Raw genomic sequence first — 14,741 nt, forward strand, 5'->3', positions numbered from 1 at the left:
TTCAGGTCCGTGTGGGCTTACCCCCGTGGAGGTTCGAGTCCTCTTGATCGCATACGAAGCAACAACCCTTTCAGATACGTCTGAAGGGGTTGTTTTGTTCTTGAACGCATAGGTGTGTAGCGACTTTCATGAAAACTAGGTATAATACATAGTATAGATTGTACATCCATACAAAGGGGCTGATGTTTCATGGATAGAACGATTACTGCTACGCATTCTGGCAGTTTTGCTCATGTGCTTCAAACGTTTGCAATCTCCCTGTTGGTTTCTTTCCTAGGGACATTGATCGGTGCCATTGTCGTTCCGCCATCGATGATTATGCTTTTCGTCATTGCTGAGGTGGTCATGCTGGTGGCCGCAATCATCATTCGTATTCGCGGCAAACATATCGGATACGGCTTTCTTTATGCATTTACTGCGATTTCAGGGGTTACTCTGTACCCAGTCATCATGGCGTATGGCGGCATGCTGGGCGCAAATGTAGTATCTGGCGCATTCTTCGCGACTGCAGCCATTTTTGGCGGACTTGCCTTCTATGCGCATCGTTCGCAGCGTGATTTCAGCTTTCTAGGCGGTTTCTTGTTCGCAGGAACGATTGGGCTTGTGCTCATGAGTGTGGTCGGTATGTTCGTTAACTTTGGTTCTGTGATGAACCTAGTTTGGTCGATGATCGGCATCTTGATATTCAGTGGTTGGGTTCTCTACGATGTGGCACAATACCGAAACGGTGTTTCCGCGGAAGAGGTTCCACTTGCAGCATTAAATATTTATCTCGATTTTATTAATCTCTTCCTGTATATCTTAAAGTTCATTGCGTCCATTGTTGGATTAAACAGGGATTAAGTTGACCGTCTGACATACCAAAAAAGCACTTTCGTCTCTCACCGCTGGGTGGGAATCGAAGGTGCTTTTTTGCTTGAAGCTATCTTAGGAGATCGAGCTGTGGCTTGACCATTACTTGAGCGGAATGAAAATAGGAGATGTCTCCACGGAAGCTTCGATTAATTTCAAGCAGGGTATGCAGGATTTGGATGAGTTCAGCATGGCTCAATCGAACGGCCGCTGTATCCTCTTGTTCGGTTCTTCTCAATCTGACCTCGAATAGATGATTGGATTCGTCCATTTGAATCTCTAGCTGCTCCGTTAGCAGCATCTGTTTCCACATCCAAGCTAACACCTCTCTCTCTACTTGATCTAGTGTATGCTTGGATACTGTGAATAGACGTGTAAGACGGCGCTATGATCAATGGATTTTAAAGAAACAAGCACGATTTCCTTTCTCTGTTCATACAATTTAATGATCCTATACGGGGAGAGAGGAGATGACCTATGGCGGCTTGCAGCACTTGGACGTATAGAGGGATTTCGTCTTCGGTATTCAAAGCCTTACAACAAGTCGGCAAAAAGCAGGGGATTACGATTCCTAATACAGCACAAGGCAAATTCATGATTACGGTAGTTGGCATGAATGTCGGATTTCAATATGCATGGGATATGAACGCTCAAACCTTGTTATTGCAGTGTGATAATAAACCGATGCTGCTCGGTTGCAGTACGATTAAATCATTTGCTGATAAAATCATTGCAGAGAGTGGCGGTAAACTCGGTTAATCCCTTTATCCACCTGTCTTTGTGAGTTTAAGCCCCTGTCTCTGTGGTTAAAATAGGGATAGAAGGCAGGTGGACAAATGGCAAAAAGCGATGATCTGGTTAAGTACATAACGCAGCAAGTCGTCACGTATATAGAAACACCCAAGGAAGTACGTCAGCAAGTTAAAGCCATGAGCAAGGAACAGCGGGAAAGCTGGCAAACACGCTGGTTCGGCATGCTGCCGCTGGCCACACGGATGCTGATTGATCAGGTAAAACCCAAAAAGTAAAATGACAAAGCCTCTTCACCTATATTCGGGAGATTTCGTTAAACCTGATGAATGGTGCGAGAGGTTTTTTAAGTTTGCATATCGAATATAGTCAAAATGAACGTACGACCATAAATTGGGGGGAGAAATCATAATGAAACTTGAGAAAAACAATAAGCTAGTCATGATTGGTGATTCGGTTACAGATTGCGAACGATCAAGACCGATTGGCGAAGGATTATTCGGAGCATTAGGCAAAGGCTATGTGTCTATCGTGGACGGGCTGATCAATGCAACGTATCCAGAGCTTCAAATTAGGACCGTTAATGTGGGTACCAGCGGCAATACGGTGCTTGATCTCCAAGACAGATGGCAAACCGATGTCATCGATTTGAAGCCCGATTGGTTATCGATCATGATCGGTATTAATGACGTATGGAGGCATTTTGACGTACCGCATCAAAATGAAAGGCATGTGGACATTGCGACTTATGAAAAGACGTTAAGAGAGCTAGTTGAACAGACACGTCCGCTTGTCAAAGGGCTTGTACTGATGACACCCTTTTACATAGAGCCGAATCCTCAAGATGCGATGCGTTGCAAAATGGATCAATACGGGGCAGTCGTGAAACAGATAGCCGAAGAAACGGGCTCCCTTTTCGTGGATACGCAAGCTGCCTTCGAACCTGTTCTCCAGGCTTACTACCCAGCCTATATCGCTTGGGATCGTGTACATCCGAACAACGTAGGACATACCATTTTAGCTAAAGCTTTTCTAAAAGCTATTGATTTTAATTGGAAATAATGCAGAAAGCCTTAGACTTCTGGAAATAGCGGTCTAAGGCTTTTTTTCACTTAAAAATATGTCCTAGCTTTAAAGCATTCTCCAGCAGCACGTAACGGGGTCCAACATGGTCTAAAGTCAGGTAGGTATCCCCACCTACCCATTGTTGATAACCAAGAATGGCAAGGGGCAGCGTGACTTGACCATCATAGAGCTCAGTGACGTAAGTTAACTTTGCTTGCGGGCTTAAAGCTTTTTGAAGCTCACTCAGTGTGGTCACTGGAAGCGGTTTGCCTTGGACCCAGGGGAGTCGATCATAAGGATCAAAGGCGGGAAATAACGCCGTTTGAGCTTTGCTCGACAAATCGGTTGCTACTGGCCGATCCTCTTTTATCCTCGGGGTAGGGTCCTCTTTGAGCGGAAGTAGTTCCCGGGATTTGGCATCCAAATAATACGTTTGATCTTGCAAACTGATTTTCCACACAGCGGTTAGCTGGTCCATGTAAAGTCGGTCTAAAATAATCGTTTCATTTTGAACAAAGTCGGAATAAGAAGTAGTAGTTGGAATGAGTTCTTGCTGTACCAAAGAACGATACAGCGTGGTCAAGCTGAATAGCGGGTTGTTACCTGTCCCGTATTCGGTCAATCGGAAGGACCCGTTGTCAGTGGCATGAACGATCATGTAGCCAACATCCTGTCCATGATCAGTAAGGATAACTACCCAACCATGTGTGCCAGGCCCTAGTGGATAACTGTTCCAAACTGCCGTCTGCCAGCGTTCAAACCCCGATTCTCGAGCGAGCGTTGTTCGCCAAGTGTTGATCGTAGCGGTCAAAGTAGATTCGCTCCGCAAATCTGGTAATGGCTTCGTCTCTGTATGACTAGCTATTGTTTCCCTTGCCGTCTGCGTATAGCTTGTCCGTTCTACGGAGTCGCCAGCAGAGGTTTGGATCGGTATGAATAATAAACTGCCCAAACTAATGAAGCATGCCGCCGTCCATGTTGTCCACAGCTTCATCCTCGTTCACCTACCTATCGTTAACCTCTAGTGGTATGAACCTATTAACCTATTGTAATTCTTATGCCCTAAAAAGATTGTTAGAACCTGTAGTGTTAATTTTGCGATGTTTTAGCGACTGACGTCAGTTCCTGGGTGCTCGGCCTGCGTTCAAATGAAACAAACCGCAATTGATGACACATACGACAATACGAGGCTTGTGCTGCCAGTCAATTTCTTGCAGGCGGTTGCGGCATTGGGTTTCGATTTCGTCTCTTTTGTCAGGTTCTGCGCTCAGCAGGAGACCGTTGTAATAAGCTTCCACACGATCGATTTCGCTGCGGTGCTGCTCGTTAGCTTCGTCGGCCCAAGAATGATCATAGCTACTTACTTTACGCTCGAGCATCATTTCAAGGGCATTAATAGCTTTCGGCAGTGAAATCGTGTCAGGTAAAATGTGACTATTCGCAGGAAGCTTCGGAGAGAGGCTCTTGGTAAGCATATGTTTATGAAAATGTTCGCGAATTTCACCGCTATTCAGTTGTATGGCGAGAGAGTGAATCTCGCTTCGTTTGCGGTCGCAAACAAGCTCTACCTTGTAATTCACGCAGAACCAGGTGTCATAGACAAGGGCAGCGTGATAGGTAGCACTCATCGGGAAAGGTTCCTCAAACAAATGAACGAATCGTCCGCGTTCACGGACAATCGTAAACATTTGCTCCAAACGCCTACTGCCGAAGGTCACTTCGTCCTGCGGAAGCCGCTGGGAGATGACAGTCGTAGGTACGAAGCCGAAATAGCGGCCGAGAATGCTGTCTGAATTTCCGTCAGGCGGCTGGGGTGCTTGGTTCTGGTTTTGGTTTTGGTTTTGCGCCCCCACATAAGGTGGGCTTTTGACAGCAGTTGCAGCGGTCTTCGCTTTCGTCTCCAGCTTCATCAGTTCAGGATCGAAGATGAACTTATAGGTCATCGTTTCGGCTGCAGCCCCTGTACGTTCTACGAAGCTCCAATAGTAAGGACGTCCTGTCATCACTCTATCTGCTTCAGGAGAAAGTTTTGCAGTAACGTAAGTTGGTGATTTCTCTAGAATCGTACAATTGTAAGCTTCAAGAAAGCGCATGACGAACGTGTGAATGTTGCGTTTATTCATGGTCTTACCTCGATGTTTTGCGTCCCGCCAACAGCATCAAGAATGCCTTGGAAGGCTGCCCCGTATACCGGATTTTGCTCAATTTCCGATTTGACCTCAATAAACGAGTGACCTAGCTCATCGATCTTTCTGCGTATATCCTCGCTGGAGCCTGCCTCCATGACCATGCGGAACAACGATGTTTCGAGTGAGCCTTTTTTCTCGATTTTCTCGAGAATGGTATCAAGTTGTCCGATAACCAGCTCAAACATATTGATTTTCTCATGCAGCAAAGAAAGAATATGCTCTTCAATCGTGTTTCGGGTGGAAAGGTTATAGATGTTGACATCGTGCGTTTGCCCGAGTCGATGTACACGGCCAATTCGCTGTTCAACCCGCATGGGGTTCCAAGGCAGATCGAAATTAATCATGTTATGGCAAAATTGTAGATTAATCCCTTCACCGCCAGCCTCTGTTGCGACTAAGACTTGGACACGATTGCGGAATAAATCCATCATCCAATCTTTTTTACCGCGATTCATACCGCCTCGATAAGGGACAGCTGTTATTTTATGTTCTTTCAAATAGTTGAGAAGATACTCCTGGGAAGCGCGATATTCGGTGAAAATGATGACTTTATCATTAATCTCTTGGACGAGCTTCATTGTGGTCTCGGCTTTGGTGTTCGATTTGATACTGCGAATCAGCTCAACAAGCTCCCATATTTTGGCGCGTTGCGGCGAGTCCTCGGCTGTTTTCTTGAACAAATTGACGAGTGTAATGAACACAGCGTCCCGGGAACTGCAGACTTCGCGCTGCAGAGTGATAAGCGAGAGCATACTGGTAAGATCACCGGCGCTCTCTTGGTACCTGGTTCGAACGAAATTCGTTACCCCATCGTAGAGTGCCTGTTCATCATTGGAGAGCGTGAGTGGAATGTTCCTAACAACCCGTTTCGTATAATGAACGCCGCCGTCGCCGCGACGATTGCGAATCATCACCTTGGAGAGCTCCTGCTGAAGTTGACCCTCGTTTTTAGGTACCCTTTTACCAACTACATAATTGGTTTTGAAGCTGCTATGAATCCCCAGTTGACCTGGCTTGAGCAGGGTGATGAGATTGAAAAGCTCTTTCAAGTCATTCTGCACCGGCGTGGCGGTGAGCAGCAGGCAATACTTTTTACGCAGCTCGTTTACGAAGGTGTAGTTGGTCGTTTTCTTATTTTTGAGCTTGTGCGCTTCATCGACGATCAACATGTCATATTCAAGACCCATGACAATTTCGCGATGCGGATCACGTTTGGCGGTGTCCATGGAGGCCACAATGACATCGCTTTGCTTCCACATATAGGCTTTTTTGTGAGCAACAGCTGGAATGCCGAATTTGCTATTCAACTCCCGGACCCATTGCAGCACAAGAGAAGCGGGTACGAGGATAAGTGTTTTGCGGACCAAGCCGCGGATCATGTATTCTTTTAAAATCAAACCAGCCTCAATCGTTTTCCCAAGCCCAACTTCATCGGCCAAAATAGCCCGGCCACGCATCTCGTTAAGCACACGTTTCGCCGTATCAATCTGATGCGCCATAGGTTCAAGCTGCCCTAGATGAACGAGGCACTGCATCTCGTCAAACGTCGAAATAAGCCCCGATTCTTCCGATTCGTAGGCTAGCTGGTACAGCGTCCAGTCGTCCCATGGACCACCTCCGCGCACACGATTATCCAGCTCAGTAAACCAGTCCCTCTCAAAGTGCATGTCAAGCTGATTATGAATGGGGCGAATGTTCTCTTGCTGTTCATGTTGACGCATCGATGTGCCCTCCTAAGAGTTTTCGTTAGAAAACTAACTTCGTAAGCATGAGCTGAGTTTTCGTTAGAAAACTGTCTTCGTAAGCGTGAGCTGAGTTCGTAAAAAATGACTTTGCAGGCATGAGCTGAGCTTTCGTGAGAAAATTGAGAAGTCTATTTCAGGCTTCTCAGCAACTCTTTGCTACTTTTCCGACGGTGAGAAGTCTATTTAAGCTCTCTCAGCATACATTTGTCGGTTAATAAGCATCCTTCTAGCTCCGAGAAGTCCTTTTCGGACTTCTCAGCAACACTTTGCTGCTTTTCCGGCGGTGAGAAGTCCATTTCGGCTTTCTCAGCATACATTTGTCGGTTACAAGCATCCTTCTAGCTCTGAGAAGTCCTTTTTGGACTTCTCAGCAACACTTTGCTACTTTTCCGACGGTGAGTAGTCCATTTCGGCTCTCTCAGCATACATTTGTCGGTTAATAAGCATCCTTCTAGCTCTAAGAAGTCCTTTTCGGACTTCTCAGCAACACTTTGCTGCTTTTCAGGCGATGAGAAGTCCATTTCGGCTCTCTCAGCATACATTTGACGGTCAACAAACATCCTTCTGGCTCCGAGAAGTCCTTCTCGGACTTCTCATCAACACTTTGCTGAGATAGAACCAGTACTGGGTTTTCAGAGCCGGGAAATGGCTTCAAGCTCACCAGTTTTCCGTCGATTACGTGTTAGTATGTCCAGAAGAGGCGCTTTCATAACTTTTCCATGGAAGTTGTCGTGATCTGTATCGAAGTTAAAAGTCCACCAAGTGACGCGGAACCTAAATTCATGTAAAAAGTGCATCAAATTCAGCATGCAGCAGCGTATTTGAAAGAATTACTGCAAAAAGTGCAGCTAATCTGGTAATTACGGCTCGTTTCACGCCAACACTCGGAAATTTGCTGCACAAAATGCATGATAATGACTAATAAAGGAATATGGATGATAATTTGCTGCACATTTTGCAGCTTCATGTTAGTAGAAGTCTCTGACACTGTCGGCTATGGCTCTTGAAGTAACCGCATAACCGACTAATTGTAGCTCCCGTGTGGAGATTTGATTACTTGGAGTAGCTAGCTCTTGCATTTGGGCTTATGTTCTGGATTTCATTGGCAGGCAGCGGCTCTCCACCGACTATAACATCGTAAGTATGTACGATTTTATGATATGATATAGGTTGACTTCGGAAGCAAAGTGGGAAAGGGTGACAGAAAGAGATGACGGCATGGCGATTCATACATACAGGAGATCGTTCTCCTGCTGAAAATATGGCATTAGATGAAGCAATACTAACGGCACACAGCGAAGGCATCGTTCCTCCAACGGTGCGATTCTACGGATGGAATCCGGCAACGCTGTCGATTGGCTATTTCCAAAAGGCATCGGAAGTCGATCAGGAAGCGGTAGCAAATGAGGGAATCGGCTTCGTAAGGCGCCCAACTGGGGGGAGAGCTGTTCTACACGATAAGGAGCTGACGTATAGCATTATCGTTGCCGAAGACTATCCGGGCATTCCGCGCAATGTGACGGAAGCCTATCGTGTGCTGAGCGAGGGGCTTTTGCAAGGATTTCGGGCGCTGGGACTGGGCGCAGAAATGGTACAGCTTGCGAGTGATGAGGAGAAGGAAAAGTACGCATCCGCCGGATCAGCGGCTTGCTTCGATTCCCCCTCCTGGTATGAGCTGGTTGTTGAGGGACGCAAAGTCGCCGGCAGCGCGCAGGTTCGGCAAAAGAATGTCGTTTTGCAGCACGGCTCCATCCTGCTCGACATGGATACCGATCAGCTATTTCGGATGCTGCGCTTCTCGAACGAGAAGGTTGCGGATCGGATGAAGGCGAGCTTTTTGAAGAAAGCTGTAGCGATTAATGAGCTGCTTCGGGCGCAAGGAAAAGAGGCGGTAACGCTCAGTCAGGTGGAGGAAGCCTTTCGTCGTGGGATCGCGCTGGGGCTAGGCGTGGAGCTTGTTGATGAATCTTTGACACCTTATGAAATTGAGCTTTCTGAGCGACTTGTGCGTGAGAAATATGGCACGGATGAGTGGAATTTGCGTCGTTAAGCGAAAGTGAAAGCTTGAGCGAATGAGCAAAAAAGCACGGACCTTTCTAAAGAAAGGATCGTGCTTTTTTTGTTTAGGTATATTAGGGCATTCTGTCCGTACTAAAACATTACTTCGCAAAAGTACGTTCAAACTCATTTTGCAGAGTAAGTGTAATAGGACCTGGCGCGCCCGTTCCAATTGCTTTGCCATCAATCTGTAAGATTGGTGTAATTTCCACGGTAGTTCCAGTTATAAAAGCTTCATCCGCCTGCAGGAGCTGCTCCGTCGTAAAGGGTTCTTCTTTGACGGTGATATTTTGTGAGTGAGCTAATCTCAAAACGACTGCCCGAGTAATACCATGAAGGATCAAATGGTTAGCTGGGTGTGTGTACAATACGCCATCCTTGATCATCATCAAATTAGAAGCACTGCATTCGGTGACAGTACCGCTGCGATGCAGCACGACTTCTTGAACCCCGTGATCGAGCGCTACTTGCTTGGCCATAACATTTGGAAGAAGATTGAGCGTTTTGAGATCACATCTCAGCCAGCGGATATCGTCTAATGTGATTGCATTAATGCCATTATGTATCGTAGCAATCGGTCTGCGCACCTCTGTGCAGTAGGCAAGCAGAATGGACTCGGCTTGAGCGGGGAACGGATGTGCCCGGGGAGCTTCGCCTCTGGTAATTTGCATATACACAGTGCCTTCATTGAGACCATTCTTTTCAATAAGCTGTGTGAGAATATGACCCATTTTATCAATAGTAAAAGGCAGTTCTATCCGCACTTCACTTGCGGTTCTTTGGAGTCTCTGCATATGAGCCTCTTGCTCGTAAATTTTTCCGTTATATACACGGAATACTTCATAAATGCCATCTCCAAAATAGTACCCACGGTCATCTGGTGAAAGAATAACGTCCTTCTTGTTGACGAAATCATTTTTATAGAAATACATATCCAACATCTCCTTAAGTATTTTCATATGAAAAGTAGTGTTGAAATCTTATCCCATATTTTAACAAAAGTATTTATCGAACAAATGTTCTAAAAAGAAATAAAATGTGGTATCCTATTTATAGGTTAGCAGAGGAATTAACGATCGTCAAAACGAGTTGTATAGCCTATTTCATCTTGCTTGGTTGAATGATTAAATTTGGTTATTCTGACTGCGAAAAAGAGAGAAATAGTAAGTAAGGATTAGCTAATATGATGAAGGGTTGTCTTAATAACGAAATTTGGTTCTTTAGCTATTAGAAGATCAATATATAGTGAGGTATAATGAATTTCGCACACCACATATTGTAATTTTACATAAACTTCATAAAGTAACTTTAATTTTAGTTGTAGCTGAGTATGTAGCTTATTGGGAGGGAATTATGGATGGGGATTGTACAGTCTAATAAGAAGTTGGATGGATTAAGCGAGAAAATATTTTTGGATCGTTATGCACTCAAAAATGCGGATACGAGTTTCGCCAAAGTCGGTGATACCGTTCTCGTTTTGACGAAAGATGACCCCAAATTCCCGGCCAAAGAAGTTGGCGAAATTGTGAGCCGTGATGGCGATACCGTTAAAGTAAAAACACGGAGCGGTGAGACAGTTGAATCCGCAGTTGAGAAGCTCACTTTAAATATTGAGAAGACACCGGAAGAAATGTGGGACCGCTTAGCAGGTGCAATGGCATCCGTAGAGGCAACTCCTGAGAAACGTAAAGAATGGACAGATAAATTCAGATATATCCTTGATGACTGGAAGCTTGTACCAGGCGGACGTATTGCTGCGGGTGCCGATGCAAGTGATGAACTGACCTTATTTAACTGCTATGTGATCCCGTCTCCACACGATAGCCGAGGCGGAATTATGAGCACACTCTCGGAAATGACCGAAATTATGTCACGCGGCGGTGGAGTTGGAATCAATCTATCTTCACTTCGTCCACGCCGATCTGTTGTGAAAGGTGTTAACGGATCATCCAGCGGAGCTGTTTCTTGGGGAGGTCTGTTTAGCTATACAACTGGCTTAATTGAACAAGGGGGCAGCCGTCGCGGAGCACTTATGCTCATGATTAACGACTGGCACCCTGATTTAGAGGATTTCATCACAGTGAAATCAACGATGGGCCAAATTACGAATGCCAATTTATCCGTTTGTGTAAGCAATGGATTTATGAAAGCCGTTAAGGAAGATCTCGAGTGGGAGCTTGTTTTCCCGGATACAACAGATCCTGAATACAATGATAAATGGGATGGCAACTTAGATGCTTGGAAAAAACTAGGCAAAGCCGTCAAGCCTTATCGTACCGTACGGGCACGTGATGTTTGGCATTCAATCATTGAATCTGCTTGGAAATCAGCTGAGCCGGGTGTCGTATTCTTGGAATACTACAATCAAATGTCTAACAGCTGGTACTTCAATCCGATTATTTGTACGAATCCATGCGGGGAGCAGGGGCTTCCAGCTTGGGGCGTTTGCAACTTATCTGCTATTAATCTATCTAAGTTCTATGACGCAGAGAATCATGATGTTGATTGGGCAGATTTGGCCAAAGTGGTTCGTTATTCGACTCGTTTTCTCGATAATGTTATTGACAAGACGCCTTATCATTTCGAAGAAAACCGTACGAATCAACAAGGTGAGCGCCGCGTAGGTTTAGGTACTATGGGCCTTGCTGAACTGATGATTAAATTGGAAATACGATATGGAAGTCCGGAATCTCTTGTATTTTTGGACAAAATCTATGGCTTTATGGCAAGAGAAGCTTATCTGGCATCGGCTGAAATTGCCGGTGAAAAAGGGTCTTTCAAAGAGTTTATCGAAGATAAGTTCCTTGAGAGCGGCTTTATGAAAAACATGACGAAAGTATTCCCAGAAGTTGGCGAAGCGATTAAGCAAAATGGTATGCGCAATGTAACAGTGATTACCCAAGCACCTACTGGAAGTACGGGTACAATGGTGGGAACATCGACGGGCATTGAGCCTTACTTTGCTTTTGAATATTTCCGTCAAAGTCGTCTTGGCTTTGATAAACAATATGTGCCGATCGCACAGGAGTGGAAAGATGCAAATCCAGGTCAAGAGCTGCCGGACTACTTCGTAACCTCCATGACATTGACTGCGGAAGATCATATCCGTGCTCAAGCGGCGATTCAAACATGGGTAGACAGCTCGATCTCCAAAACAGCGAATTGTCCGGCGGATTTCACCGTGGATGAAACGAAACGCTTGTATGAATTGGCTTTCGATCTAGGTTGTAAGGGTGTAACCATCTACCGTGATGGCAGCCGTGATGTGCAAGTATTGAGTACAACCGCGGAGAAAAAGGAAGAGAAGAAAGCAGAAGCAGCTCCAGTGGCTTTTGCCGCGGAAGCTGTGAAAGAAGAAGAGAGCTTTACTAATCTATCGGGCAAACTATCCGTAAATGTCGATTCGAAAACGGAGCAAGTATTCGATAAACAATACAAGCGCCGTCCGCAAATTCTACGGGGTGCAACCTATAAAGTGAATACACCGTTCGGGATGGCGTATATCACGATTAATGATATGAACGGAACGCCGAGTGAAATCTTCCTCAACGTAGGGAAAGCTGGGTCCGACGTATTCGCGATGTCCGAAGCACTCGGTCGCGTGTGCTCCTTGTTCCTGCGTTATGGCGATCACGGCGATAAAGTGAAGCTGCTCGTGAAGCACTTGAAAGGCATTGGCGGTTCCGGCGCCATTGGCTTCGGCAACAACCGCGTCGAGTCCATCGCAGACGCGGTTGCCAAAGCGCTCGAGCAGCACGACGAAGTGATGAACGAGCAAGACGACGCGCGGAACTATGTGACCGCGACGAGTGAAGTGCTGGATGCACCAGCGCCAGCACCTGTAGTAGAAGTGGGGCACACGGGTCATAGCGGCAGCGCGGCTAGCGCTGCGCCGAAGGACCTGTGCCCGTCGTGTGGATCCGCTTCGCTGGTGAACAGCGAAGGGTGTAAGAATTGCATCAACTGCGGGTACAGCAGGTGTTCTTAGGATTGAGCCAGGGCGGGAGCCCTGGTTCTTTCCTTTACACGTTTTTTTACAGTTACGAGTGAACTTTCGCTATCTTTACCTTGGCAAATTGAAACGAAATGCTCAGAAATGTATTGAGTAAACTCCTGGGAGAATTTTTCAAGCCTAATAAAGTGAATCTCAAATTGGGGATCCTTTTTAATTTCTACGGAGAAAAAAATTTTTTTACTCTTTGTAAAAGTACTAATTTTGACCATCCCCCAAAAATAATAGAGTTATTTAAAATATGCCCCTACTGTCGATTTCTATATTACAATTTTTTCTAAATTAATCTTTGTTTTTTAATTATTGAACTGAACCCACTTCGTTTAATTGCGTACCTTAACAAAACTGCAATTGAATGTCTATAATTCTTATATATTTTATTTCTTATATACTTCAATTGTATGGTATTTTTATCCATTTGACTACATGAAATTGTATCTATAGCGCTAGATAAAATGGGCCCTCAGAAAGAAGGATATTAAATTTGTAACAACTCACCGTTTCATCTCATTATTAATATAAGTTTTCTTCACTAAGGAATATTGAAAACAATTATAATAACCAAAACTACTCTCTGAAAAATGTCATTTCATGTTACAATTTTAGATCGTATCACTTAAGTAATATACCCATTATATTTACAATCAAATTTAATCATCAGTAATACTAAAATAATAGAAAAAAGCCCGTAGCAACAAGGCTCGGGCCAACGTCAATTATGTTCCAATCGAGTGACATTTCATCTTCCAATCACCGACATTACATGTTACAACTCACAATTATGTACTGTTCCAAAAATTGCATGAGAATAATGTTCGAATTAAGCATACCGCTGGAGCTTCTCTTTGTGTTCATTCAAGTAACGGGCAGAGCGCGCCTAACCAAGCTAGGTACAACTAACTGATGCAAGTTCAGTCGGGGTAAGGACCAATCCGCCTCGTAGCTAGCAGGCAGACATTGGCGAAATCCAACGGCTGAAGCCCTGTGAAAAGTCACGAAATATCGTGATGAAGCAAATCTGCAGGCCGTAATGAAGTGAATCTTACCGCATCGTGAAACTGAACCCGAAAGGGAAAAGAGGGAGTCGAGCCACGTCTGCCCTAGCGAAGGCCATAGAACGAGCGAAGATCTTGGAACTACCGCAGCGCGGAAGAACCCTCCGGTGTATGGGGAACGGCATGTAGAGAAAGTTGTATCTGGAACTAGGGAGACCCTCCACCGAACGTAGTTTTTTCGTAAACGGTAGACCTATAAGCCCTAAAGGTGAAGTGGCGAACTGCGGGAAGGGGGTCGGATGGGGTCATACTACTGTGGATCCGGTGGACCCGGGGAGGAAAGGGTGCCGAAGGGCAATACCCCACTTCGTTCATGGGAATTTGAGGAGGTAAGAGCAAGTGAATGCCGAACAGACGGCTGAAAACGCTCGACGACTCCAAAATACCCTCTAGCTTGCGGCTAAGGCCAACCCTAAGCGCAAATTTCATGCTCTGTACGATAAAATATTCCGGAAAGACGTCCTGCGGGAAGCATGGATGCGGGTGAAGAAGAATCGAGGTAGTGCTGGTGTAGATGGACATACGATTGAGTCCATCGTTCAAGAATACGGAGAAGAAACCGTTATCGAAGAAATCAGACAGCAGTTGGCGGACGGGACATACAAGCCTTCCCCTGTGAAGCGGAAAGATATACCTAAATCGGATGGGAAAAACTTGTTCTTTAGGAATTCCGAAGGTAAGTTCATACTGCACGCCTCCCAATTTGGTTTTGGACTTTATAGCATAGTAACCCTATTTCAGCAATTTGACTGGTTCAAGATGCCCAGAATCCTGAATACGTTGTCGTAGTGCAATCTCTTTTTGCTCGTCTAGCGGGATATCCCAAGGAAATCCCGGTCCTATCTTCTGACCCTGCAATATCCCATGATCAAGCCAATAATAGACAACATGAGTAGATACCTCCAAGCGCTGCGCCACCTCCTTTACCGTGAAGCCTTGTCGTGGTAGTGAAAAGGCAGGTATTTTGTTCAAGTAGCGGATCCACTTGATCGAGGGGACTGTGAAAATTCTACCT

The 14,741-nt window shown here is 45.4% G+C and carries 13 protein-coding genes and 1 pseudogene; 7 read left to right on the forward strand and 7 right to left on the reverse strand.

The features are described from left to right. Positions 1-189: 189 nt before the first annotated feature. Complete coding sequence (locus G519_RS0135235) at positions 190-843, forward strand: Bax inhibitor-1/YccA family protein (protein ID WP_029198600.1); 654 nt, start codon at positions 190-192, stop codon at positions 841-843. A gap of 79 nt (positions 844-922) precedes the next feature. Here G519_RS0135235 and G519_RS0135240 read toward each other — a convergent pair whose 3' ends face one another. Continuing rightward, a complete protein-coding gene (locus G519_RS0135240) occupies positions 923-1,165 on the reverse strand; it encodes a hypothetical protein (RefSeq protein ID WP_029198601.1) in 243 nt (80 codons plus the stop codon). A gap of 164 nt (positions 1,166-1,329) precedes the next feature. Here G519_RS0135240 and G519_RS0135245 point away from each other — a divergent pair, with 164 nt between their 5' ends. From G519_RS0135245 to G519_RS0135255, 3 genes are all read left to right on the forward strand, one after another. Then, on the forward strand, positions 1,330-1,611 hold the full coding sequence (locus tag G519_RS0135245) for a hypothetical protein (protein ID WP_029198602.1): 282 nt from the start codon (positions 1,330-1,332) through the stop codon (positions 1,609-1,611). 77 nt (positions 1,612-1,688) lie between these two features. Further along, positions 1,689-1,880: a YqzE family protein gene (locus tag G519_RS0135250; protein WP_029198603.1), complete on the forward strand. Its 192-nt coding sequence runs from the start codon at positions 1,689-1,691 to the stop codon at positions 1,878-1,880. A 133-nt stretch (positions 1,881-2,013) separates the two neighbouring features. Continuing rightward, positions 2,014-2,664, forward strand: coding sequence for an SGNH/GDSL hydrolase family protein (locus G519_RS0135255; protein ID WP_029198604.1), 651 nt, complete (start codon positions 2,014-2,016; stop codon positions 2,662-2,664). A 46-nt stretch (positions 2,665-2,710) separates the two neighbouring features. On the opposite strand, the gene G519_RS0135260 is transcribed toward G519_RS0135255, so the two are convergent. The 4 genes from G519_RS0135260 to G519_RS51790 form a co-directional block, all read right to left on the reverse strand. Continuing rightward, positions 2,711-3,661 carry a hypothetical protein gene (locus G519_RS0135260; RefSeq protein ID WP_029198605.1) on the reverse strand — a complete coding sequence of 317 codons (951 nt, stop codon included), beginning with the start codon at positions 3,659-3,661 and terminating at the stop codon, positions 2,711-2,713. A gap of 124 nt (positions 3,662-3,785) precedes the next feature. Further along, positions 3,786-4,790: a YqhG family protein gene (locus G519_RS0135265; protein ID WP_029198606.1), complete on the reverse strand. Its 1,005-nt coding sequence runs from the start codon at positions 4,788-4,790 to the stop codon at positions 3,786-3,788. After that, the gene (locus G519_RS0135270) at positions 4,787-6,577 is read right to left on the reverse strand and encodes a DEAD/DEAH box helicase (RefSeq protein ID WP_029198607.1); all 1,791 of its coding nucleotides are present in this window, start codon (positions 6,575-6,577) and stop codon (positions 4,787-4,789) included. Before G519_RS0135270 ends, G519_RS0135265 begins: the two co-directional genes overlap by 4 nt. Before the next feature lie 203 nt (positions 6,578-6,780). Beyond that, complete coding sequence (locus tag G519_RS51790) at positions 6,781-6,918, reverse strand: hypothetical protein (protein ID WP_154669650.1); 138 nt, start codon at positions 6,916-6,918, stop codon at positions 6,781-6,783. 893 nt (positions 6,919-7,811) lie between these two features. On the opposite strand from G519_RS51790, the gene G519_RS0135285 reads away from it, so the two are divergent. Next, the gene (locus tag G519_RS0135285) at positions 7,812-8,651 is read left to right on the forward strand and encodes a lipoate--protein ligase family protein (RefSeq protein WP_029198609.1); all 840 of its coding nucleotides are present in this window, start codon (positions 7,812-7,814) and stop codon (positions 8,649-8,651) included. Positions 8,652-8,760: 109 nt separating this feature from the next. Here G519_RS0135285 and dat read toward each other — a convergent pair whose 3' ends face one another. Beyond that, positions 8,761-9,591: a D-amino-acid transaminase gene (gene dat / locus G519_RS0135290; RefSeq protein ID WP_029198610.1), complete on the reverse strand. Its 831-nt coding sequence runs from the start codon at positions 9,589-9,591 to the stop codon at positions 8,761-8,763. A 425-nt stretch (positions 9,592-10,016) separates the two neighbouring features. Here dat and G519_RS0135295 point away from each other — a divergent pair, with 425 nt between their 5' ends. Then, positions 10,017-12,647 carry an adenosylcobalamin-dependent ribonucleoside-diphosphate reductase gene (locus tag G519_RS0135295; RefSeq protein WP_029198611.1) on the forward strand — a complete coding sequence of 877 codons (2,631 nt, stop codon included), beginning with the start codon at positions 10,017-10,019 and terminating at the stop codon, positions 12,645-12,647. Positions 12,648-14,209: 1,562 nt separating this feature from the next. Continuing rightward, positions 14,210-14,515: a flagellar biosynthesis anti-sigma factor FlgM gene (locus G519_RS0135305; RefSeq protein WP_154669651.1), complete on the forward strand. Its 306-nt coding sequence runs from the start codon at positions 14,210-14,212 to the stop codon at positions 14,513-14,515. Here the strand turns inward: G519_RS0135305 and G519_RS51795 are convergent. Further along, a pseudogene (locus tag G519_RS51795) lies at positions 14,459-14,741 on the reverse strand (hypothetical protein); the annotation flags it as partial. The gene G519_RS0135305 and the pseudogene G519_RS51795 overlap by 57 nt on opposite strands.

Origin of the sequence: Paenibacillus alginolyticus DSM 5050 = NBRC 15375 (genome assembly GCF_000422905.1) — a bacterium.
GTDB lineage: Bacteria > Bacillota > Bacilli > Paenibacillales > NBRC-103111 > Paenibacillus_E > Paenibacillus_E alginolyticus.

What these genes read in the sequence shown, in the direction of transcription:
- G519_RS51790 (WP_154669650.1), bottom strand. Translation starts at nt 6,918, where the DNA reads ATGTATGCTGAGAAAGCCGAAATGGACTTCTCACCGCCGGAAAAGCAG.
- dat (WP_029198610.1), bottom strand. Translation starts at nt 9,591, where the DNA reads ATGTATTTCTATAAAAATGATTTCGTCAACAAGAAGGACGTTATTCTT.
- G519_RS0135250 (WP_029198603.1), top strand. Translation starts at nt 1,689, where the DNA reads ATGGCAAAAAGCGATGATCTGGTTAAGTACATAACGCAGCAAGTCGTC.
- G519_RS0135270 (WP_029198607.1), bottom strand. Translation starts at nt 6,577, where the DNA reads ATGCGTCAACATGAACAGCAAGAGAACATTCGCCCCATTCATAATCAG.
- G519_RS0135265 (WP_029198606.1), bottom strand. Translation starts at nt 4,790, where the DNA reads ATGAATAAACGCAACATTCACACGTTCGTCATGCGCTTTCTTGAAGCT.
- G519_RS0135240 (WP_029198601.1), bottom strand. Translation starts at nt 1,165, where the DNA reads ATGTGGAAACAGATGCTGCTAACGGAGCAGCTAGAGATTCAAATGGAC.
- G519_RS0135245 (WP_029198602.1), top strand. Translation starts at nt 1,330, where the DNA reads ATGGCGGCTTGCAGCACTTGGACGTATAGAGGGATTTCGTCTTCGGTA.
- G519_RS0135235 (WP_029198600.1), top strand. Translation starts at nt 190, where the DNA reads ATGGATAGAACGATTACTGCTACGCATTCTGGCAGTTTTGCTCATGTG.
- G519_RS0135295 (WP_029198611.1), top strand. Translation starts at nt 10,017, where the DNA reads ATGGGGATTGTACAGTCTAATAAGAAGTTGGATGGATTAAGCGAGAAA.
- G519_RS0135285 (WP_029198609.1), top strand. Translation starts at nt 7,812, where the DNA reads ATGACGGCATGGCGATTCATACATACAGGAGATCGTTCTCCTGCTGAA.
- G519_RS0135255 (WP_029198604.1), top strand. Translation starts at nt 2,014, where the DNA reads ATGAAACTTGAGAAAAACAATAAGCTAGTCATGATTGGTGATTCGGTT.
- G519_RS0135260 (WP_029198605.1), bottom strand. Translation starts at nt 3,661, where the DNA reads ATGAAGCTGTGGACAACATGGACGGCGGCATGCTTCATTAGTTTGGGC.